At 70.8% G+C, this 21747-nt stretch carries 19 protein-coding genes, 1 tRNA gene and 1 riboswitch; of the genes, 1 reads left to right on the top strand and 19 read right to left on the bottom strand.

What is annotated here, in order from left to right; translation table 11 throughout:
- Positions 1-145: 145 nt before the first annotated feature.
- The 10 genes from rpmE to ACTWQI_RS07875 form a co-directional block, all read right to left on the bottom strand.
- Positions 146-370: a 50S ribosomal protein L31 gene (gene rpmE / locus ACTWQI_RS07920; RefSeq protein WP_443268800.1), complete on the bottom strand. Its 225-nt coding sequence runs from the start codon at positions 368-370 to the stop codon at positions 146-148.
- Between the two features lie 160 nt (positions 371-530).
- Positions 531-1652, bottom strand: coding sequence for an LCP family protein (locus ACTWQI_RS07915; protein ID WP_443268798.1), 1122 nt, complete (start codon positions 1650-1652; stop codon positions 531-533).
- A 220-nt stretch (positions 1653-1872) separates the two neighbouring features.
- A complete protein-coding gene (locus tag ACTWQI_RS07910; protein WP_443268796.1) occupies positions 1873-3636 on the bottom strand; it encodes a trypsin-like serine protease in 1764 nt (587 codons plus the stop codon).
- Positions 3637-3886: 250 nt separating this feature from the next.
- Entirely contained in the window at positions 3887-5914 is a 2028-nt protein-coding gene (gene rho / locus ACTWQI_RS07905) for a transcription termination factor Rho (protein ID WP_443268795.1), read from the bottom strand.
- 336 nt (positions 5915-6250) lie between these two features.
- A complete protein-coding gene (thrB, locus tag ACTWQI_RS07900) occupies positions 6251-7165 on the bottom strand; it encodes a homoserine kinase (protein WP_443268794.1) in 915 nt (304 codons plus the stop codon).
- A gap of 267 nt (positions 7166-7432) precedes the next feature.
- Entirely contained in the window at positions 7433-8518 is a 1086-nt protein-coding gene (thrC, locus tag ACTWQI_RS07895; RefSeq protein ID WP_443268792.1) for a threonine synthase, read from the bottom strand.
- A 10-nt stretch (positions 8519-8528) separates the two neighbouring features.
- Complete coding sequence (locus ACTWQI_RS07890) at positions 8529-9875, bottom strand: homoserine dehydrogenase (protein ID WP_443269333.1); 1347 nt, start codon at positions 9873-9875, stop codon at positions 8529-8531.
- 132 nt (positions 9876-10007) lie between these two features.
- The gene (lysA, locus tag ACTWQI_RS07885) at positions 10008-11399 is read right to left on the bottom strand and encodes a diaminopimelate decarboxylase (protein ID WP_443268790.1); all 1392 of its coding nucleotides are present in this window, start codon (positions 11397-11399) and stop codon (positions 10008-10010) included.
- A gap of 37 nt (positions 11400-11436) precedes the next feature.
- The gene (nrtL, locus tag ACTWQI_RS07880; protein WP_443268788.1) at positions 11437-12528 is read right to left on the bottom strand and encodes an ArgS-related anticodon-binding protein NrtL; all 1092 of its coding nucleotides are present in this window, start codon (positions 12526-12528) and stop codon (positions 11437-11439) included.
- A gap of 135 nt (positions 12529-12663) precedes the next feature.
- A complete protein-coding gene (locus ACTWQI_RS07875; RefSeq protein WP_443268786.1) occupies positions 12664-13170 on the bottom strand; it encodes a response regulator in 507 nt (168 codons plus the stop codon).
- A gap of 274 nt (positions 13171-13444) precedes the next feature.
- Between ACTWQI_RS07875 and ACTWQI_RS07870 the strand changes: the two genes are divergently transcribed.
- Positions 13445-13516: transfer RNA gene (locus ACTWQI_RS07870), tRNA-Arg, on the top strand.
- Between the two features lie 100 nt (positions 13517-13616).
- Here the strand turns inward: ACTWQI_RS07870 and ACTWQI_RS07865 are convergent.
- The 9 genes from ACTWQI_RS07865 to ACTWQI_RS07825 form a co-directional block, all read right to left on the bottom strand.
- Entirely contained in the window at positions 13617-13757 is a 141-nt protein-coding gene (locus tag ACTWQI_RS07865; RefSeq protein ID WP_443268784.1) for a hypothetical protein, read from the bottom strand.
- A gap of 150 nt (positions 13758-13907) precedes the next feature.
- Entirely contained in the window at positions 13908-14486 is a 579-nt protein-coding gene (locus tag ACTWQI_RS07860; protein WP_443269332.1) for a DUF6596 domain-containing protein, read from the bottom strand.
- Positions 14423-14845 (bottom strand): sigma factor-like helix-turn-helix DNA-binding protein, encoded by a 423-nt coding sequence (locus ACTWQI_RS07855; RefSeq protein ID WP_443268782.1) that lies wholly within the window; start codon positions 14843-14845, stop codon positions 14423-14425. The genes ACTWQI_RS07860 and ACTWQI_RS07855 overlap by 64 nt, the downstream gene beginning before the upstream one ends.
- A 2-nt stretch (positions 14846-14847) precedes the next feature.
- The gene (locus ACTWQI_RS07850) at positions 14848-15330 is read right to left on the bottom strand and encodes a VOC family protein (protein ID WP_443268780.1); all 483 of its coding nucleotides are present in this window, start codon (positions 15328-15330) and stop codon (positions 14848-14850) included.
- 501 nt (positions 15331-15831) lie between these two features.
- Positions 15832-18156 carry a 5-methyltetrahydropteroyltriglutamate--homocysteine S-methyltransferase gene (metE, locus tag ACTWQI_RS07845; RefSeq protein WP_443268778.1) on the bottom strand — a complete coding sequence of 775 codons (2325 nt, stop codon included), beginning with the start codon at positions 18154-18156 and terminating at the stop codon, positions 15832-15834.
- A 193-nt stretch (positions 18157-18349) separates the two neighbouring features.
- Positions 18350-18558: riboswitch (cobalamin riboswitch) on the bottom strand.
- Between the two features lie 146 nt (positions 18559-18704).
- Complete coding sequence (locus ACTWQI_RS07840; RefSeq protein ID WP_443268776.1) at positions 18705-19715, bottom strand: pyridoxal-phosphate dependent enzyme; 1011 nt, start codon at positions 19713-19715, stop codon at positions 18705-18707.
- Positions 19636-20682 (bottom strand): GHMP family kinase ATP-binding protein, encoded by a 1047-nt coding sequence (locus tag ACTWQI_RS07835; RefSeq protein ID WP_443268774.1) that lies wholly within the window; start codon positions 20680-20682, stop codon positions 19636-19638. Before ACTWQI_RS07835 ends, ACTWQI_RS07840 begins: the two co-directional genes overlap by 80 nt.
- Positions 20679-21515, bottom strand: coding sequence for a Rossmann-like domain-containing protein (locus ACTWQI_RS07830; protein ID WP_443268773.1), 837 nt, complete (start codon positions 21513-21515; stop codon positions 20679-20681). Before ACTWQI_RS07830 ends, ACTWQI_RS07835 begins: the two co-directional genes overlap by 4 nt.
- Positions 21512-21697 carry a hypothetical protein gene (locus ACTWQI_RS07825; protein WP_443268771.1) on the bottom strand — a complete coding sequence of 62 codons (186 nt, stop codon included), beginning with the start codon at positions 21695-21697 and terminating at the stop codon, positions 21512-21514. The genes ACTWQI_RS07830 and ACTWQI_RS07825 overlap by 4 nt, the downstream gene beginning before the upstream one ends.
- Between the last annotated feature and the right edge of the window lie 50 nt (positions 21698-21747).

The following is a 21747-nucleotide window of genomic DNA, read 5'->3' as shown; positions in this document are numbered from 1 at the left end:
TGGCGTAGCGGGGGCCTGGCGGCACCGTGCGGACCTGCGGACTTGCCGACCTGGGGGCCCACGGGGCTGCGGGCCTGCGGGACGACAAAGCGCCGGTCCGATCACCCCTGCGCGGGGGCGACCGGAGACCGGCGCCTGCGGGTCGCTACTTCTTGGCGGACCCGGCCTTCTTGCCGAAGCGGGCCTCGAAGCGGGCCACACGGCCACCGGTGTCGAGGATCTTCTGCTTGCCCGTGTAGAAGGGGTGGCACTCGGAGCACACATCCGCGCGGATGTTGCCTCCAGTGACGGTGCTCCGGGTGGTGAAGGAGGCGCCGCAGGTGCAGCTGACCTGGGTCTCCACATACTCCGGGTGAATGTCGCGCTTCAAGGGATCTCCTAGGTTCGGGAGGGCACCGGGTCGCATGTGCGGGCTTGCTCATGCGTGAACCGGGGCCGACGTACCAGTTTGCCAGCACTGGCCGCATCTCCCAAAACCGGGGGCAGGCGGCCGCTATTCCCTCTGGGCGGGCTGGGCGAGGGGTGCCTGCTCAGGGGCGTTCGACCAGGTCCGCGGCATCGCCGGACCGTTCGCTCGCGGTGCCCTTGGTCGCGGACGCGGGGATGGGCCGGCCCTTGCGCAGCGCATCCCAGACCTGCCGGCACTGCTTCTCGATCGGCACGACCCGGTTGGGGTCGGCGCGGTCGTACGCCACCGGCAGGGTCACCATGCTCATGTCCTCGGAGCCGATGCTCCGCAGGCCCTTGGTGAAGTCCAGCAGTTTGTTGACCGATGCGAGGTCGGAGTCGGTGGTGACGGTCCGGGTCGCGGTGTCGGCGAGGCCGTAGAGCTTCCGGGGGCTGCCGAACAGGTCGATGGCCTTGACCTGGTCGATCAGCGCCTTGAGGAAGGCGTGCTGGAGCTCTATGCGAGCGAGGTCGCTGCCGTCCCCGACCGCGTGCCGGGTGCGTACGAGGCCGAGAGCCTGCTCGCCGTTCAGCCGGTGCTCGCCGGGCTCCAGCGTGAGCCGGCTTCTCCTGTCATTGATCGGCTCGGCCGTGGTGAGGGGGACCCCGCCCAGCTCGTCGATGAGCTGCTTGAAGCCGGTGAAGTCGACCTCGATGTAGTGGTCCATACGGATGCCGGACAGTTTCTCGACGGTTTTGACCGTGCAGGCCGGGCCGCCCACCTCGTACGACTCGTTGAACATGGCGCGCGGCACGGCGGGCGCGGTGCCGCCGGAGGTCCGTTTGCACTCGGGGCGGGCGACCAGGGTGTCCCGCGGGATGCTGACGATGCCGGCGTGCCGGTGGCCCTTGGAGATGTGCAGAATCATCGCCGTGTCCGCGCGGGCGCCGTCCTCGCCGCCGTAGCTGGCATTGGCGCCCGCGCGGGAGTCGGAGCCGAGGACGAGGACGTCCATCGACCCGTTGTCGACGTCATCGGGGCGGTCGGTGCCCAGGATGGCGTCGATGTCCACGCCTTTGAGGTTGCCGTCGAGGCGCACGTAGACGAAACCGAGGGCGGCGGCGCCGAGCAGCGTCAGGCCGGCGACCGACCACACGGTCACCTTGAGTGCCCGGTGGGCCCGGCCGGGCACCTGCCACCGCCGGCCGGTGGCGGGCATGCCGCCCGGCCGCGGTCCCTCTGCGCTCCTGCTCTGGTCCGCCATGTGCTCCTCAGTGGTCCTCGGATAGCCTCCTCGGGTTCCCCCGATTCCCCATGCCGACACAACCGACCGTCGAAGCCGTCACCTTTGAGGACGACGGCTTTCGGAGCACGGTTGCACGGCGCCCCCGAGCGCCTTCACGGGAAGGCTTCGGGGCGCCGTGTCCGCCGTCGCGGGGCGAAGACCCCACTCACCGGTCTCACCTGCGGTTTCGGCCGAGGTGTCAGCCGAAGATGTTGTACTGGTTCCAGTCGGTGCCGATCGTGACGCGGGCGGCGAAGAGCTCGGAGGAGGCCTTGCCGGTGCCCGGATAGAGATACAGAGTGCCACCGGACGTGCGCGAAAGGTAGTCGGCCTTGCCGTCACCGGTGACGTCACCGGGTGCCGCGAAGGCGTTGTACTGCTCCCACTCGCGCACCTTGACCCCGGCCGCGAAGGGCGCGGACGCCTTGCCGGTGCCCTTGAGCAGATACACCGCTCCCCCGCTGGCCCGCGCGAGAAGGTCGGGCTTGCCGTCGCCGGTGAAGTCGCCCTTGCCGCGCAGGGAGTTGTAGCCGGCGTATCCGTTGCCCGCGGTGATCCGGGGCTGATACGTGCCGTCGCCCTTGCCCGGGTACACATAGAGCGTGCCGCCCGAGGTGACCGAGAGCAGGTCGGGGTACCGGTCGCCGGTCACGTCGCCGGGGGCGACGACAAACTTCCGGGTGCTCCAGTCACTTGCGATCTTGGTGTCGGTGTAGGTGGAGCTGGTCGCGGAGCGGTGCCGCCAGTACATCGCGCCGTCCGAGCGGCGCCGGATGATGAAGTCCTGGTGGCCGTCGCGGTTCAGGTCCGCCTGGAGGACGTTGTTGTACGCGCTCCAGGAGCCGCTGAGCTCCTTGCGGGTGGCGAAGCTGGTGCCCAGCGAGTCGTAACGGTAGGCCTTGCCGCCGGTGGCGGCGCGCACGAAGAGGTCGGCCTTGCCGTCCCGGCTCAGGTCGGTGTCGTCGATGCGCGGCGCGAACTTGGGTGCGTAGGTGGAGACCTTGGTGAACACCTCGTAGGTGCCCGCCACATTGCACGCCTGCTTCTCGTTGCCGATGCCCCAGGAGACGATTCCGGCGACCTTGCCGCCGACGACGAGCGGGCCGCCCGAGTCGCCGGGGCAGGTTGTGGTGGCGGTGGTGTCGTCGCCCGTGCCCATCGGGCCGGTGCAGATCATGTTGCCGGGCTTGAAGGCGCCGGCGCCGAGTATGCCGTCGAGGTTCTCGGTGCAGTCGGCGTCGGAGTTGATCGGCAGCGAGGCGCGCAGCAGTGTCGAGGAGAGCTTGCCGGTCTCCCGGTCGGAGCTCGTCAGGCCCCAGCCGTACGCGGTGCCCTGGGTGCCCGGCGCGTACAGCGCCGTGTCGTCGGTGCCGGCCCAGGAAAGGGTCTTGTGCTTCAGCGGCTTGGCGAGTGTGAGAACCGCCACATCGTTGTTGATCGTTTGGGGGTCGTAGCCGTCGCGCACCCAGCTGCGGACGACGTCGACGAACTCGCCCTCGCTGTTGTCCGGCCCGCCGAGCAGCTTGCTGGTCCCGGCGAGGACGGCGCCGTACTTGCCCCAGTCCTGGCGGACGCCGTCACCGTCGTGCAGACAGTGCGCGGCCGTGAGCACCTTGTTGGGGGCGACGAGCGTGCCGCCGCAGGTGAAGTAGTAGAGGCCGTCGCGGTCCCATTCGAAGAGCAGCTGGACCATCCAGGGCGCGCTGCTGTACGAGGTGCTGGTGCCGCCGATGATCCGCGCGTCCTTGGACGCCTGGCCCGTGCCGGAATCGGCATCGGCGCTGCCCGGGTCCTCGACGGAGAACCCCTTGGGGGCGCTCAGTCCGGGCCGGGGGTCGGACTCCCCCGCGTAGGAGGTGGCGGTCAGCACACCGCCGGTGACCAGGGCCAGGGCAAGCCCGGTGGCCGGGATGACACGGCTGAGGCGGCGTCTGTGCCGCCCGCCGCGAAGAGAATTACGCACTCACGTCTCCCGTGATGGGGATGGAACAAGGAGTGCTTCAGGAAAGGGACTTGGGCCGGCAGGCGCGTCACGGCAGCACGAAGTCGGGCCGCGACGGCCGTAAAAGTCTTCCGAGAGTGCCCCTCGCTGCTCGGCAGCGAGGCCCCCACCTTCGGCGAGCGCGATCGTACAAGCAACGGGGCCTCCTCGTCACCGCTGTTCCGCGGTGACGAGGAGGCCCCGGTGTGCTGCTGTGGCGCCGGCCGCCGGCTCAGTCGCCGTTCGGCGTGGGCGTCGTCTTCTGGATCTGCAGCAGGAACTCGCCGTTGCTCTTGGTCTGCTTCATCTTGTCCAGCAGCAGTTCGATGGCCTGCTGCTGGTCCAGGGCGTGCAGCACCCGGCGGAGCTTCCAGACGACGCCCAGCTCCTCGCCGCCGAGCAGGATCTCTTCCTTGCGGGTACCGGACGCGTCCACGTCCACCGCCGGGAAGATCCGCTTGTCGGCGAGCTTCCGGTCGAGCTTGAGCTCCATGTTGCCGGTGCCCTTGAACTCCTCGAAGATCACCTCGTCCATCCGCGAGCCGGTCTCGACCAGCGCGGTGGCCAGGATGGTCAGCGAGCCGCCGTCCTCGATGTTCCGCGCGGCACCGAAGAAGCGCTTCGGCGGGTAGAGCGCGGTGGAGTCGACACCACCGGACAGGATGCGGCCGGAGGCGGGGGCTGCGAGGTTGTACGCGCGGCCCAGGCGGGTGATGGAGTCCAGCAGCACGACCACGTCGTGGCCCAGCTCCACCAGGCGCTTGGCGCGCTCGATGGCGAGCTCGGCGACCGTGGTGTGGTCCTCGGCCGGGCGGTCGAAGGTCGAGGAGATGACCTCGCCCTTCACCGACCGCTGCATGTCGGTGACCTCTTCCGGACGCTCGTCGACGAGGACGACCATCAGATGGCACTCGGGGTTGTTGTGGGTGATCGCGTTGGCGATCGACTGCATGATCATCGTCTTGCCGGCCTTCGGCGGCGAGACGATCAGACCACGCTGGCCCTTACCGATGGGCGCCACCATGTCGATGATTCGCGTGGTGAGGCCACCCGGCTCGTTCTCCAGACGCAGCCGCTCCTGCGGGTACAGCGGAGTCAGCTTGCCGAACTCCGGGCGGCCGCGGCCGGTTTCGGGCGCCATGCCGTTGACCGAGTCCAGCCGGACCAGCGCGTTGAACTTCTCGCGGCGCTCGCCCTCGCGGGGCTGCCGGACCGCGCCGGTGACGTGGTCGCCCTTGCGCAGGCCGTTCTTGCGGACCTGGGCGAGCGAGACGTACACGTCGTTCGGGCCCGGGAGATAGCCGGAGGTGCGGATGAACGCGTAGTTGTCGAGGATGTCCAGGATGCCCGCGACCGGGATCAGGACGTCGTCCTCGGCGATCTGCGGCTCGCCCGCGAAGTCGTCGCGGCCACGACGGCCACGGCGGTCGCGGTAGCGGCCGCGGCGGCCCCGACGACCGCCCTCGAAATCCTCGTCGTCCTGCTGGCCGCCCTGACCGCGGCCCTCCCGCTGCTGGCGGTTGCCGCCGCCCTGGCCGCCGTCGTCACCCTTGCCACGACGGCCGCGCTCACGGCGGTCGCCCTTCTGACCCTGCTGGCCGCCCTGGCCCTGCCCCTGGCGGTCGCCCTTGGGCCGGCCCTCGGCCGTGTCGGCCGCGGCCTCGGCCTTGGCATCGGTCTTGGTGTCGGTCCGCGTCTGGACCTTGGTGGCGGTGGCGGCGGTGCCCTCGGCGGTCTCGGGGCTGGCCGCCTGCGCGGTGGCCCGCCGCCTGCGGCGCTCACCGGCCGGCTGCTCGTCGCTGGCCGGCTGGCCCGGGATCTCGATCTGGCGCTGGGAGACGGCCTCGGAGGGGGCCTCCGTGCCGGCCTCGGAGTCGCCGGTGCGGGCCCGGGACGTGGCCCGGCGCCTCGGCTTGGACTCGCCCTCGGCCTCGGCACTGGCGTCAGCGGCCTTGGCGGGGGCGGCTCCCCCAGAGCCTGCGGCCTGGGTGGTACCCCCACCCGCCTGCTTCTCCTTGATGACCTCGATCAGCTGGCTCTTGCGCATCCGCGCGGTCCCCCTGATGCCGAGGCCGGAGGCGACCTGCTGCAGCTCGGCCAGGACCATGCCCTCGAGGCCGGTGCCGGAGCGGCGGCGCCGCGGGGCAGTGCCAGAGGCAGCACCGGTGGCAGGCGCGGCGGGAGCGTCCGTGGCGGGCGCGGAAGCTGCGCCGACCGTGTTGTCGGCAGTCACGCCCATCAGATCGGTGGTGTCGCTCACGAAGGGTCCTTCCCTGGAGCGGGCGTCGGCCTGTTCTGGCTCGGCGACCGGTTGTGCTGTCCGGCTTACGGTCCTTGCGTACGTGGACCGGGCCGGGGCGGTGGTCCGCCGGTTCGGCGGAGAGAACATTTGATGGTTCCGGCGCGTCGCGCCGTTTCCGGAGCGTGCTCGAAGCTGCTCAGGCAGGCTGCTCAGGCAGTTTGGGAGGCTCCCGGAAGAAGGGTGGCCCCGGAAGGGGACACGGAGCACCACACCGTGGAGGTGTCGAGTGCTGACTTGAGGTTAACACTACCGGATCCAACAAACATTCCCCCTCTCCCAGACCGGCAATCGTGTTCATGCGAGCGGCAGGACACTCGCACCTGCTGTGTCAAGGGCCAGACGGTTCGCCGCCCACCCCTCGCCCGCCAGCCGTGCGACCTTGTCGGCCGCAGCGTCCTCGGCCAGTGCGAGCACCGTCGGGCCCGCACCGGAGATGACTGCAGGGACGCCGTCCGCCCGCAGTCGGTTCACCAGCGTCATGCTCTCGGGCATCGCCGGGGCACGGTACTCCTGGTGCAGCCGGTCCTCCGTGGCCGCGAGCAGCAGCTCGGGGCGCCTGGTCAGCGCCTCGACGAGCAGCGCGGCCCGACCCGCGTTCGCCGCCGCGTCCACATGCGGAACCGTACGGGGCAGGAGGCCGCGGGCCGTCTCGGTGAGGACCGCGTTCGAGGGCACGAAGACCACCGGAACAACGGATTCCGAGGGCTCCATCCTGATCGCCCGGGCGGCCCCCGCGTCGGTCCAGGCCAGCGTGAAGCCGCCGAGCAGGCAGGCGGCGACATTGTCCGGGTGGCCCTCGATCTCGGTGGCCAGCTCCAGCAGGGCCGTGTCGTCGAGCCGCTCGGCGCCGCCTATGGTCACGGCGCGGGCGGCCACGATGCCCGCACAGATGGCAGCGGAGGAGGAGCCGAGGCCACGGCCGTGCGGGATGCGGTTGGCGCACACCACCTCCAGCCCCCGCGGCTGGCCACCGAGCACGTCGAACGCCGCCCGCAGCGACCGTACGAGCAGATGGCTCTCGTCACGCGGCAGCGTTTCGGCGCCCTCCCCCGCGATGTCGACGTGCAGACCGGCCTCGGCGACCCGGACGACCACGTCGTCGTACAGCCCCAGACCCAGGCCGAAGGCGTCGAAGCCCGGGCCGAGGTTGGCGCTGGTGGCGGGGGTGCGCACCCGTACGGCGGCGGCACGGAAAGCGGGACCGGCCATCGCTCGATGACTCTCCTTGGTGTGGAACTTCGGAACTGCCCCCGGGCGTCCCCATGAGGCACCCCAGGGCCCGGCGCGACAGCACCGCGCATAAGTGGCGGGCAAGCTGCGGCGGGGCGGGGTTCGACTGCCAGCCTATCGAAGGAAGGTTCTGTGGCGACATAGGGCGCACAGGAGGCGCACGATGCGTGTCGCGCATCTGCCCGTGCTTCACCACGGCGTTTCAGCTCGAAACGATCGACATATGGCACCCGGCTCGGTCCGGGTCTAGGCGAGGCCGAGCCGCTCGGCGGCCGCGTCCGCGTCCACCGGGACCGTCACGGGCTGCGGCGCGCCGGCCACGGCCCAGTCCGGGTCCTTGAGCCCGTTCCCGGTGACCGTACAGACGATCCGCTGCCCGGGGTCGACCTTGCCCTCCTCGGCGGCCTTCAGCAGGCCGGCGACGCTCGCCGCCGACGCAGGCTCGACGAAGACGCCCTCCTGCGAGGCGAGCAGCCGGTACGCGGCGAGGATCTGACGGTCGGTCACCGCATCGATGAGACCGCCGGATTCGTCCCGGGCCTGCTCGGCGAACGCCCAGGAGGCGGGGTTGCCGATCCGGATCGCGGTCGCGATGGTGTGCGGCTCCTTGACCGGCTCACCGCGCACTATCGGGGCGGCACCGGAGGCCTGGAAGCCCCACATCCGCGGGCGGCGGCCGGCAACGCCGTCCTCCGCGTACTCACGGTAGCCCCGCCAGTACGCGGTGATGTTGCCGGCGTTGCCCACCGGCAGCACATGGATGTCCGGCGCGTCGCCGAGCGCGTCGACGATCTCGAAGGACGCCGTCTTCTGTCCCTCGATGCGGTACGGGTTGACCGAGTTGACCAGCGCGACCGGGTACCTCTCGGACAGGCCGCGGGCCAGCGTCAGGCAGTCGTCGAAGTTGCCGTCGACCTGGAGGATGCGCGCGCCGTACACCAGCGCCTGGCCCATCTTGCCGAGCGCGATCTTGCCCTGTGGGACGAGGACGGCGCAGACCATTCCGGCCCGTACGGCGTACGCGGCGGCCGAGGCGGAGGTATTGCCGGTGGAGGCGCAGATGACGGCCTGCGCGCCCTCCTCCTTGGCATGGGTGATGGCCATGGTCATCCCCCGGTCCTTGAAGGACCCGGTGGGGTTGGCGCCCTCGACCTTGAGATGCACCTCGCAGCCGGTGCGCTCGGAGAGCACCTGCGCGGGCACGAGCGGCGTGCCGCCCTCGCGGAGGGTGACGACCGGGGTCCGATCCGTCACCGGAAGGCGGTCGCGGTACTCCTCGATGATCCCGCGCCACTGATGCGTGCCGGTGGGCCGGTCGACGACTGCAGACATGGTTTCTTCCTTACTCCCCTTCAACCCGCATGATGCTCGCGACGTCCCGTACGGTGTCGAGCCGGCGCAGCGCCTCGACCGTCGCCGAGAGCGCGGCGTCGGGCGCCCGGTGGGTGACGACCACGAGCGAGGCCTCCCCGCCCTCCCGTCGCCCACCACCACCCTCAACCGAGGCACCTGCGGCGCCGCTGTATTGATCCTTGCCCTGCTGGCGGACCGTGTCGATGGACACCTGGTGCTCGGCGAAGACCGTGGCGACCTGGGCGAGGACGCCCGGTTTGTCGGCGACGTCGAGGCTGATGTGGTACCGCGTCACGACCTCACCCATATGGCTGACGGGAAGCCGGGTGTACGCGGACTCGCCGGGGCCGGTGGACTCGCTGACCTTGTTGCGGCAGATCGCCACCAGGTCGCCGAGGACGGCGGAGGCGGTGGGCGCGCCACCCGCACCGGGACCGTAGAACATCAGCTGGCCGGCGGCGTCGGCCTCGATGAAGACCGCGTTGTACGCCTCGTGGACGGAGGCGAGCGGGTGGCTGAGCGGGATCATCGCCGGGTGCACGCGCGCGGTGACGGACTGCCCGTCGGCGGCGCGCTCGCAGATCGCCAGGAGCTTGACCGTGCAGCCCATCCGGCTCGCCGAGGCGATGTCGGCGGCGGTGACCTCGGTGATGCCCTCGCGGTACACGTCCTCGATGGTGACCCGGGTGTGGAAGGCGATCCCGGCCAGGATCGCCGCCTTGGCGGCCGCGTCGAAGCCCTCCACGTCGGCGGTCGGGTCGGCCTCCGCGTAGCCGAGCGCGGTGGCCTCGTCCAGCGCCTCGCTGTAGCCGGCGCCGCTGGAGTCCATCCGGTCGAGGATGAAGTTGGTGGTGCCGTTGACGATGCCGAGAACGCGGTTGACCTTGTCCCCGGCCAGCGATTCGCGCAGCGGGCGGACGAGCGGGATGGCACCGGCGACGGCGGCCTCGTAGTAGAGGTCCGCGCCGTACTGCTCGGCCGCCGCGTGGAGGCTCGCGCCGTCCTCGGCGAGCAGGGCCTTGTTGGCGGAGACCACGCTCGCGCCGCGCTCGAAGGCGGTGGTGATGAGGGAGCGGGCGGGCTCGATGCCGCCGATGACCTCGATCGCCACGTCGATGTCGCCGCGTTTGACGAGCGCCATGGCATCGGTGGTGATCAGCTCGGCGGGCACGCCCTCACGGACCCGGCCGGGGCGGCGCACCGCGATCCCGGCCAGCTCGACCGGGGCTCCGACCCGTGCCGCGAGGTCGTCCGCGTGCGTCGTCATGATGCGCGCCACCTCTGAGCCGACCACTCCACAGCCCAGCAGCGCCACCTTCAGCGGACGCGTACGCATCATCCGACCTCGCTTCTCCTACTTCGTGTGTCAGTGCACCAGTCTCACTCACCGGACGAGACTTTCCGTCACCGTTCCGGATGTCGAGACACCCTTCTCGCGTGCTTCTTCGCCTGGTCGCAGACCGCTCGATTATCCGACGTCAAGGCGGAGAAGGTCCTCCTCCGTCTCCCGCCGGACGATGACCCGCGCCTCGCCGTCCTTGACGGCGACGACGGGCGGGCGGAGCGCATGGTTGTAATTGCTCGCCATGGAGCGGCAGTACGCGCCGGTGGCGGGCACCGCGATCAGATCCCCCGGCGCGAGGTCGGCGGGGAGGAACGCGTCCCGTACGACGATGTCGCCGGACTCGCAGTGCTTGCCGACGACGCGGGCGAGCATCGGCCCGGCGTCGGAGCGACGCGAGACGAGGGCGACGCTGTACTCGGCGTCGTACAGCGCCGTGCGGATGTTGTCGGACATGCCGCCGTCCACGCTCACGTACGTCCGCAGGCCGTGCAGCGGCTTGACCGTGCCGACCTCGTAGAGCGTGAAGGCGGTGGGGCCGACGATCGCGCGGCCCGGCTCGACGGAGATCCGCGGCACCGCGAGCCCGGCGGATGCGCACTCGCGGGTGACGATCTCGCCGAGCGACTCGGCGATCTCGTGCGGCTCGCGCGGGTCGTCCTCCGGGGTGTACGCGATGCCGAGGCCACCACCGAGGTCGATCTCCGGCAGCTCGACGCCGTGCTCGTCGCGCACCTGCTTCAGCAGCCCGACCACGCGGTGGGCGGCCACCTCGAAGCCGGAGGTGTCGAAGATCTGCGAGCCGATGTGGGAGTGGATGCCGACGAGTTCGAGATGCTCCAGCTTGAGGACCCGGCGTACGGCCTCGGCAGCCTGGCCGCCGGCCAGCGGAATGCCGAACTTCTGGTCCTCGTGGGCGGTGGCGATGAATTCGTGGGTGTGCGCCTCGACGCCGACCGTGACCCGGATCTGGACCCGCTGACGCGTGCCGAGCCGCTCGGCGATGTGCGCGACCCGGGCGATCTCCTGGAAGGAGTCTAGGACGATCCGGCCCACACCCTCCCTCATGGCGCGCTCGATCTCCTCGGTGGACTTGTTGTTCCCGTGCAGGGCGATGCGCTCGGCGGGCATGCCCGCGGCCAGGGCGGTGGCGAGCTCGCCGCCGGAGCAGACGTCGAGGTTGACCCCCTCCTCGTGCAGCCAGCGGACCACGGCCCGGGAGAGGAATGCCTTCCCGGCGTAGAAGACGTCCGCTCCCTCGCCGAACGCGCCCAGCCAGGCGCGGCAGCGGGCACGGAAGTCGTCCTCGTCGAGGATGTAGGCGGGGGTGCCGAAATCATCGGCGAGCTGCTTGACGTCGAGGCCACCGACGGTGACAACGCCGTCGGCGTCGCGGGAGACCGTACGGGACCAGACCCGCGGGTCGAGCGCATTGAGGTCGGCAGGCGGTGGGGTGTAGTGCCCCTCGGGCAGGACGTCGGCGTGACGGGGACCGGCGGGGTGGGCGGAACGACTCATGGACAGTGATCTCCTCGGGGCCCTCGGAGGTGCGACCTCAGAGGTGGACTGGTGCGGTGATGCCGAGCAGGTGCAGGCCTCCGGCGAGCACCGTCCCGGCCGCCTGGGCGAGAGCGGCGCGGGTCCGGTGGAGGCCTGCGGGTTTCTCGTCACCGCGAGGCAGTACGGGGCAGGTGTCGTGGAAGTGGAAGAACGCGTCGGCCGTCGCTTCGAGGTGCCGGGCGACCCGGTCGGGGGCGCCGAGGCGGGCGGCGGAGCCGAGGACGGCGGGGTACTCACCGATGGCGGCGAGCAGGGGCGCGGCACCGGGGTGACCGGGCTCGGCCTCCTGGGGGGCGACGGGGGTGACGCCCAGCTCGGCAGCGTTGCGCAGGAGAGCGCAGGCGCGGGAGTGGGCGTACCGAACGCGGAAGAGGGGGTTGGACGCGCGCTGGGCGAGGAGGTCGCCGGGGTCGGTCCGGGGGTGATCGTGGGCGGCGGGGCGGAGGAGGGCCCAGCGGGCGGCGTCGGGGCCCAGGGTGCGGAGGAGCTCGGCGGCGGAGAGCTTGACGGGCACGGGCCGTACCGTGCGGACCGCCGGCTCGGTTGAGGGCCCGGCTGCGGGGATGAGGCCGCCGCCGTCGGCGGCGACGCGCAGTTCCCCCCATGCGGGGTCGGCCGCATGCTCGCACCGGAGGGTGACGGCGGCCCCCTGGGTGCGCAGGATCCGGGCGAACGCGTCTGCGGTGACGGCGGCACGGGTCTCATACGGGTGGTCGAGCCGGATGGCCTGCTGGGCGTACGTGTCCGCGTACCCGTACTGCGCACCGGCGTCGAGCACGGCTCGTACGAGCGCGTGACGGGCGCCGCCCTCGAGGGTGATGTTGAGGAACCCGGGCTCGGCGATGTCGACGCGGGCGATTCCCGGTTCCGCGGCGAGCCGGGACCGCAGGACCTCGGCCACCCCGCGCGGCGGCCGCCCCGCGGGCTTGGCCAGCTGCAGCGCGATGTTGGTGGCGTAGTCCCCGCAGCCAGGCCGCGGGGGACGCCGCACCACCGCCCGCGTCGGCACCGGCACACGTAGCTCACCGGCCTCGACGGCACGGCGCACGGTGCACAGCACGGTGCGGGAGAGCTCGGCGGGGGTCACGGGACAAGCCTATGGGAGGAGGGGGGTGGGTCCGCGAACCGGTTTCCTCCGGCCCGACCGCGGCGGAGGCTCAGCACCGCGAGAGCACAGGGCGCGGGGTCGCGCGGGGGACTCGGCGGTCGGCGGAAGCCGGGCTCAGCCTGCCGGATGACCTGCGGGTTCCACGTCACCGCCGGCCCCGTCGGCCCCGGAGAGCGGCACCTCTGACTGGCCGGAGGACACACCGTCCGCCCCGGGCCGAGCGTCCCCGCCGCTCCCGTCGTTGCGCTCCTGTCCGGTCAGCCGCCGTACGAGCCGCACGAGCTCGACCGGTTCGAAAGGCTTGGCCAGAATTGCGTCCACGCCCGCCGTGTGCCCGCTCTCCACCTCGAGGTGGGTGCAGGCGCTGATGATCGCGACGGGGATGTCGCGGGTACGGGGATCGGCGTGCAACCGGCCCGCCGTGCGCATCCCGTCGAGGCGGGGCATGACGACATCGAGCGTGATGACATCGGGACGCACCCGGTGCACGACCTCCAGGCACTCGGCACCATCGGCCGCGGTCACGACCTCGAACCCCTCGAGCTCGAGATTGACCCTGATCAGCTGCCGGATGACCTTGTTGTCGTCGACGACAAGGACCCGGCCGGACGCGCCAGGCACAAACTGAGGGTAGGTCCACGGCTCCGGCTGCGTCCGGGTTTTGCCCACTTCCGCCACCTGCGGGGGAGGTTCGGTGCCCGCTGTGACCGATGTGTTCCCTGCGACGCACGCGACCGATGATTCTCGGCCACCAGCCGCTCGCAACAGACGAACACCCGTTTCCGCGGCCCGTCGCCCTGCGCCCGGATGCGCTTCGGCACCGACAAAACCCTGTTCATGAACCCCACTCCGGAGCTGGTAGGGTTCTACACGTCGCCGCAAGAGCCGACGAGTCGCCCCCGTAGCTCAGGGGATAGAGCAACGGCCTCCGGAGCCGTGTGCGCAGGTTCGAATCCTGCCGGGGGCACTCCTTCTGAAGTGCAAAGAGATCCCGTGATCAGCCAGGACGCTGAGGGCGGGGTCTTCGTGCGTATGCAGCCGTTTGCAGCCCTGAGCGGGTAGACCCCTCAAGCGCCGACCGGCTGCCGCCGCTCGTCGTGGTAGTGCACGTTCGAGATCTTCGGCTGCGTGGACGGTTCAGGGAAGCCCCGCTCCTTGAGAACCGGCTGGATCCGGTTCGTGAAGAACGCATTCCATGCCTCGGACACGCAAAGCGGGCGATCGGAGCGCAGTGCGTCTGTCTGTGTGCGAGAGCCAGGAGCAAGGCCGACCGGATGGCCGGATGCTGCGGCCATGGGGTCCGCCGGGGACCAGCCGGGCGTGGGTCAGGCCGTGCGTCGCACGGGCCAACGCCGGGGCTAGGTCCAGCTGATGCGTTCCTGGAGTACCGCCTGTTCTGCGGGGTTGGCGGTCAGTTCGAGGGCGAGCCGGTCAGCGGCACGAGCCTGGTCCGGTTGGCCGAGCTCGCGCAGGAGATCAGCGCGAGTGGCGTGGTACAGGTGGTAGCGGTCCAACTCGGCGGCGAGACGGTCCACTTCGGTCAGGGCGGCCTGGGGCCCTGAGGTATAGCGCAGGGCGATCGCCCGGTGCAGGCGGATGACGGGGGACGGTGCGAGGTGCAGCAGCATGTCGTACAGGAGCACGATCTGCTCCCAGTCGGTGTCCCCCCAGCATCCGGCTTCGGCGTGACAGGCGACGATCGCGGCCTGGAGCTGGTACGGGCCGGGACGCTGCCGCATGGCGGCACCGGTCAGCAGCCGTGCCGCCTCCGCGATCGCCTCCCGGTCCCACAGGGACCGGTCCTGGTGTTGCAGCAGCACCAGCCCGCCCTTGGAATCGAAGCGGGCGGCTGCGCGGGCGCGGTGCAGCCGGATCAACGCGAGCAGGCCGGCCACCTCGGGCTCGGTCGGCATGAGCTGGTGGAGCAGGGTCGCCAGCCACTCGGCGTCGTCGACGAGATCGCGTGACTGCGCCTGCTCGGCGGTGGACAGGTAGCCAACAGCAGGTAGATCACCGCGAGGACTTCGGTCAGGCGGGCGCCCAGCTCATCGTCATCAGGAATCCGATACGGGATTCCGGCATCAGTGATCTTTCGCTTGGCGCGGGTGATCCGTTGCGCAACGGTCGTTTCGCGCACCAGGAACGCCCGGGCGATCTGGGCGGTGGTCAGGCCGCACACGACCCGCAAGGTGAGCGCGATCTGTGCCTGCCGGGGCAGCGCCGGGTGGCAGCAGGTGAAGATCAGCCGCAGCCGTTCGTCCGGGTCGAGCCGGACCGGCCGTCTGGCCCAGTGCACGGCTACGCCTGGGCCTGGTTCTGCAGCTCGGCCATCCGCCGCATCATCTCCTCGGGCTCCACGTCCTCCACGTGCGACGCCACGGTCCATCCGTGCCCGAACGGGTCCACGATGTAGCCGTCCCGGTCGCCGTAGAACTGGTCCTGGGGCGGCCGCTGGAGCTTCGCGCCAAGGGCCACGGCTCGCGCAACGACGGCGTCCACGTCCTCCACGTAGATGAACAGGAAGGAGGGAGAGCCGGCAACACCACCGGGCGGCGGCGCCTTGGTCCCCCGCTCCGGTGACTCGTCCTCGACGATGACGACCGAATCCCCGATCTGGATCTCTGCGTGGGCGATGGTCCCGCCGGGACCGGGGAAGCGCATGCGCTCGCTCGCCCCGAACACCTCGGCGTAGAACTCGAGGGCCTTGGCTCCGCCCTGAACAGTGAGGCAGGGCGTGACCCGGCGGTACCGATCCGGAATCGGCTTCGGTTTGGTAGTCATTTGATCTTCCTCCTGGTGGGGACGCGCTTCGCGCCACCGGGCACTCCGGCGGCAAGGTACTCGGCGGGACCAGGGACAGCAGCACTGCCCGATTGGGCCTCCTACCAGCAAGACGATCGGCGGACGGCTCGATACGACACTTCCGAGAAACTTCGCTGCGAAGCAGCATGGAACCGAAACGACCCCCGTCGGCGCGGGCGGGTCGACGCGGGCGGCGACTTCCCGGTTGTCGAGGATTTTCACGAGATGCAGCAGCATGGTGCCTCGCGGGTCGGCCGTCAGCCTTCGGAGAGCAGCACGCACGATCCGGGTGCGTCCCTTCCCGACGCTGATCGTCTTTCCACCCGGCGCCCGCCGGATCCGGCCGGCCCCGCCTCCAGCAACGCATCCTGAGACCGGGCGACGTGCCGCGTCGCCTTGCGCCTGGTCACGGACGTTCTTCCGCTCTGCGAGGGGAAGGGCCGTTGCGAGCGCGTGCGCTGGCAACGGCCCTCCGTGTGCTCAGGATTCGTTATCGGGCAGTGTGGAGCGGACGTCTCGGGCGGCGGTGACGAGGTGCTCCAGTGATGCTCGGACCTCGGGCCAGCCGCGGGTCTTCAGGCCGCAGTCGGGGTTGACCCACAGCCGTTCGGCCGGAATGGCCTGAAGGCCCTTGCGCAGCAGGGCGGTCGCTTCGACCGCGCTGGGGACGCGCGGGGAGTGGATGTCGTACACGCCGGGGCCGACCTCGCGCGGGTAGCCGGCCTCGGCGAGTTCGCGGGCGACCTGCAGGTGGGAACGGGCGGCCTCCAGGCTGATGACGTCGGCGTCGAGGTCGTCGATGGCGGCGACGATGTCGCCGAACTCGGCGTAGCACATGTGGGTGTGGATCTGGGTGTTGGGCCGCACGCCGCTGGTGGTCAGGCGGAACGCCTCGGTGGCCCAGGCCAGATACGCCGAGTGGTCGGCGGCGCGCAGCGGCAGGGTCTCGCGCAGCGCGGGTTCGTCGACTTGGATGACCGAAGTGCCCGCGGCTTCCAGATCGTTGACCTCGCCGCGCAGGGCGAGGGCGACCTGGCGGGCAGTGTCGGCGAGGGGCTGGTCGTCGCGGACGAAGGACCAGGCGAGCATGGTGACCGGGCCGGTGAGCATGCCCTTGACGGGCCGGTTGGTGAGTGACTGGGCGTAGCGGGTCCAGCGGACGGTCATGGGTTCGGGGCGGGAGATGTCGCCGGCCAGGATCGGCGGGCGGACGTAGCGGGTGCCGTAGGACTGGACCCAGCCGTGCTGGGTGGCGAGGTAGCCGGTGAGCTGTTCGGCGAAGTACTGGACCATGTCATTGCGTTCGGGCTCGCCGTGCACCAGGACGTCGATGCCCGTCTTCTCCTGGAAGGAGATGACCTCGCGGATCTCGGCCTCGATCCGCTGCTCGTACGCGACCGTGTCGATGAGCCCGGCGCGCAGGTCGGCGCGGGCGGTGCGCAGGTCGGTGGTCTGCGGGAAGGAGCCGATGGTGGTCGTGGGCAGCGGCGGCAGGCGCAGATGGGAACGCTGGGCTGCGGCCCGCACGGCATAGGGCTGGGAGCGGCGGCTGTCGGCGTCGGTGATGACGGCGGTGCGGGCGCGGACCGCCGGGTCGTGGGCGAGTGCGGAGTCCGCTCGGGAGGCGAGGTCGGCGCGGTTGGCGGCCAGTTCCGCCGCGATGGTGTCGGTGCCCTGGGACAGCCCGCGTGCCAGGGCGACGATCTCGGCGGTCTTCTGGCCGGCGAAGGCCAGCCAGCGGGCGATCTGCGGGTCGATGGCGCGTTCGGCGGTGGCGTCGAGCGGGACATGCAGCAGTGAGCAGGATGCGGCCACGTCGACCCGGTCGGCGAGGCCGAGGAGCGTGGCGAGGGTGGACAGTGACTTTTCGAGGTCGTTGATCCAGACGTTGCGGCCGTCGACGACGCCCGCGACCAGGCGCTTGCCGTGCAGGCCGCCGACGGCGGCGAGGTTGTCGAGATTGGCGGCCGCGGGGCCGGTGAAGTCGAGGGCGAGCCCGTCTACGGGGGCCTTGGCCAGTACCGGCATGGCCTCTCCGAGCCGGTCGAAGTAGGAGGCGACCAGCAGTTTCGGGCGGTCGGTGAGGGCGCCGAGTTCGCGGTAGGCGCGGGCGGCGGCGTTCAGGTCGGCCGGAGTGCGGTCCTGGACGAGGGCAGGTTCGTCCAGTTGCACCCACGACGCGCCTGCCGAACGGAGGTCGGCCAGCACCTCCGCGTACACGGGAAGCAGTCGGTCCAGGAGTGTCAGCGGCTCGAAGTCGGCCGCGACCCCTGGGGCGGGCTTGGCGAGGAGCAGGTAGGTGACGGGCCCGACCAGAACCGGGCGCGCGGTCAGGCCGAGCGCGAGGGCTTCCTTGAGCTCGGCGACCGGCTTGGCGGAGTCGGCGATGAAGATGGTGTCCGGGCCGAGTTCCGGAACCAGGTAGTGGTAGTTGGTGTCGAACCACTTGGTCATCTCCAGCGGCGTGACGTCCTGGGTGCCGCGGGCCATCGCGAAGTAGCCGTCCAGGGCGTCCGCCTCGACCTCGGCGCGGTGACGGGCCGGGATCGCGCCGACCATCATGGTGGTGTCCAGGACGTGGTCGTAGTACGAGAAGTCGCCGGTCGGGACCTCGTCGATACCGGCGTCGGCGAGTCGACGCCAGGTGGTGGCGCGCAGTTCGGAGGCGGTCTGCCGGAGTTCGGCGGCGCTCACCCGGCCCTTCCAGTAGCCCTCGACGGCCTTCTTCAGTTCTCGGTTCTGGCCCTGGCGGGGGTAGCCGTACACGGTGGCCCGTGCTGCCGCGGCTGCGGACTTGCTGGTCACGGAACTCTCCTTCGCGAGCTCTTGATGAAGCGATCCCGGAAGGGGAGACGAAGGCGCGAAGGGATGGCAGACGGGGCGGACGACATCGCTTGTGCCGTCGTTCGTGCATACGTGCCCGCCTATGACGTACTCCCCCAGACTTCGTCCGGGGGCGCCCCAACCCGCCCTCGAGGTCACCGGGATCTCCGCGCGCGGTCGCGCACGGGCAGTGGCAGGTCTTCGGACTCGCGGGCACGCCTCGTGAGGCACGAGGCATCTACTGGCCGTCGCTTCCCGGACCCGCCTGGGTCCAGTGCGTATGACGGCGGTCGTTCCCGCTCACCGCTGCGGGGCAGTCCCGGATTCCCACCGGGTTCCCTCTTACGACGCGCCTGCCGAGTCCCCCATGGCGAAGTCCCCCAGCTACCGCTGGGAGGTACCCCCATGGGGAGGGCAGGGCGAACCAGCTGCGTCGGCCAGCCTAGGCGCTGGACCAGGGGCCCGATGCCACTTTCCACATGCCGGACGGTGAGTTGCGCGGGGTTCCCTGGGCCGGGCAGGTGCGGCGGCTACGCCGCGGCCGTGGCGGGTGCAGCCGCGCGTTCCCAGCTCATACGGGACCACGGGAGGGCGAGGTGGTCCAGCGTCGATACGGCGCGGGGTGCGAGGTCTTCGACGCGCGCCGCTTCGTGGTGGCGGGCGAAGACCGAGTCCACGTACCGGTGGCCGGTGTCGGCGGCGATGAAAAGGACGGTCCGGTGCGGATCACGGCCTCGTTCCCATCGGGCCGTGAGGTAGGCGGCTCCGGTGGACAGTCCGGCGAAGACCGCGTGTCGGCGCAGCAGGTCGACGCTGCCGGCGAGAGCGGCGTCGAAGGCAATCCAGTGGACGGTGTCGTAGAGGGTGTGCGACACGTTGGCGAAGGGGATCGAGCTGCCGATTCCGGCGATGATGATCTCGGGGTCGGACACGTGCTCGCTGCCGAAGGTGATGCTGCCGAACGGCTGGACACCGACGAGCTCGACCCCGGGTGAGCATTCCCGCAGGTACCGGGCGAGGGCTCCGGTGGAGGCGCCGGATCCCACTCCGCCAACAACGGTGAGGCAGTCGGTGTCGGTCTCCTGCCGGATGCGTTCGGCGACGGCACGGTAGCCGAGGTAGTGGATGTCGTCGTGGTACTGGCGCATCCAGTGGTAGTCGGGGTGCTCGCGCAGGATTTCCTGGATGCGTTCCACGCGGCGTTTCTGGTCGAGTTTCAGATCGCTGCAGGGGTCCATCTGCTCGAGGTGCGCGCCGAGTACGGAGAGCTGGGTGCGCAGGGTGTGGTCGACGGTGGTCGAGCCCACGATGTGGCAACGCATGCCGTAGCGGTGGCAGGCGAGGGCGAGGGCGTACGCGTAGATGCCGCTGGAGCTGTCCAGCAGGGTGTCGCCGCGCCGTACGACGCCGGTGTCGATCAGGTGCCGTACCGCCGCAAGGGCGGAGACGACCTTCATGGTTTCAAAGCGGAGACAGATGAGCCGGTCGTCGAGGCGTATCAGGTCCGGCCGGCCGATCGATTCCGCGATGTGCTCGTCCATTCAGGAATTCCTCGCTGGTGGTGAAGGTCGTGAAGGTCCAGGTGACGGGGATGCCGTTGCTGTCCAGGGCGCGTACGCAGTGCCGCAGCCGGCGCCTCAGACCGGAAGCCGCGGGGTCGAAGAGCACCCCGGCCACATTGCCGCTGTGCGCGATCTGCAGCCCGACGGCGCCGACGCGTCCGACGATGTCCCTGAGGGCGTCGAACTCCTCGTGCTTCAGCAGCCGTTGACCGCACCGGGCGCTCTCGGTACAGACCTGCCCGAGCAGCGCTGGGTCGGCCTCGGCGATCGCCCGCCGCAGCAGGGAACGCAAGTGCTCGTAAGCGTGCACGTCCTCGTCGTCGTACGCGCGGGCGGGAAGGGACAGCGTGTCCACGGGCCTGCCTCCGCCCAGGGTGCAGCCCACCACGACGGCCGGCGGCAGCGCGTCGCCGAGCATTTCGAGTACGCGTCCTTCCCGCTGGGCGAACAGCAGGGGCCGACCGTCGAGCATCAGCGGATCGGATGCCCGCTCGGCTCGCACCGCCAGGCGTGCGATGGTCTCCGGCGGCAACCGCAGGCCGAAGGCGTCCGCGACCGCGCGCACCGCGGCGATGACATCGCTGCTGGAAGAGCCCATCCCCATCCCCACGGGGATGTCGCCGCTGAGCCGCAACTCCCCACCGCACGGCGGCTCCTGGCGCTGCAGGGCGGCGAGCTCCTCGAGGGCGAGGACCGCAGCGCCCAGAGCCTTCGTACGGTCGCCGGGGGTCACCGACACGTCTTCGGGCGGAGTGCCCGGTCGGCGTACGAACTCGGCGTGCGTGCCCAGGCCGGTCATGGGCAGGGTGACCAGCCCGGCGCAGCGCCGCCCGCACTCGTCGAGGAAGACGCCCTGCAGGATCTCCCCGTGGTGGCAGGAGGCATGCCCGGTGCCGGTGCTGACTTCACCGGCACCGGGTACGGCCTGGCGGGTGCTCGCCGTCACGAGCCGCTCTCGACGCGGTAGCGGTACAGGACGGTCGGTTCGGCGCTGAACTGCGAGAAGGGGAAGGGCTCTGCGGACAGTGCGGTCACGCCGGCGCCCAGGAAGGCCCGCGCCACCGCGCTGCCGGTCTGCGCGTAGACGATCAGCGGCACTTCGCGTTCACGGCAGCGCGCCAGGATCGTGTCGAACGTGCTGTTGCCGAGCGTCATTCCGGTGGCGACCACGGCTTCGGCGGTGCCGAGGACCTGGTTCATGTCGTCGGTGACGTGGTCGCCCCATTGCGTCGTCCGCAGGTTGAAGTCGCAGGGCAGCGGGACGCCGCCGCGTTCGCGGATCGCCGCGACGAGCGGGTTGACGACGCCGATCAGCGCGACCTTCGCGCCGTCCGCGATGTTCAGCAACCCGGCGATCGCCGCGTCCCGGGCCTTCGCCCGGACCTCGGGAGGTCCCGCCGGTAGCGTCACGGGCTCGGCCCGCGCCGCATCGCGGTGTGGCCGGGTCTCGGCGAGGTAGGCGTCGAGGGCGGCGATCCGCAGCGGGCGGGGCGCTTCCCGCAGGAGTACGTCCAGCGGGCTGCCCGAGGCGTCGCGGCAGATCGCCGGATCGATCTCGTCGGCCTCGAAGGCACAGGCCCCGAAGGCCCCCCGAAGGCGTACGAGAACGTACTGGTTGAGGTAGGTGGTGTTGCCCCCGGCGAGCCGGGTTCCGTGGTGGATCCAGAACACACTCGTGGCCACGAGCTCCGACGGGCGTGGGCCGTGTTCTCCCGCCAGTACGGCGGCAAGGAGGTCGTCGACGGTGGCCGGGCGGGCGGGGAACGTCTGCGCGCTCATGCCTGGCCTCCGCGGGTCGGCCGGAACACGCCGGGCGGCAGCTCGAGGGTCCAGCCGTTCCCTGCGTGGCTGCGGGTGGTGTGCAGATCGGCCCTGGGCTGGTTGAGGGCGATGATCTGCTGGGCGGGCAGGGGCGGCGGAAGCTGCTCCAGCAGGGCAGGTCCGGTTGCCGTCCGATCCACGAAGGCTCCTTCTCTGGTACGGATCAGTCAGGTGAAAGGGATTCGTTGTC

It is taken from the genome of Streptomyces sp. KR80, assembly GCF_052245555.1.
GTDB lineage: Bacteria > Actinomycetota > Actinomycetes > Streptomycetales > Streptomycetaceae > Streptomyces.
Note: the sequence above shows the minus strand (reverse complement) of the source record. Positions and strands in the feature narration are given on the sequence as shown.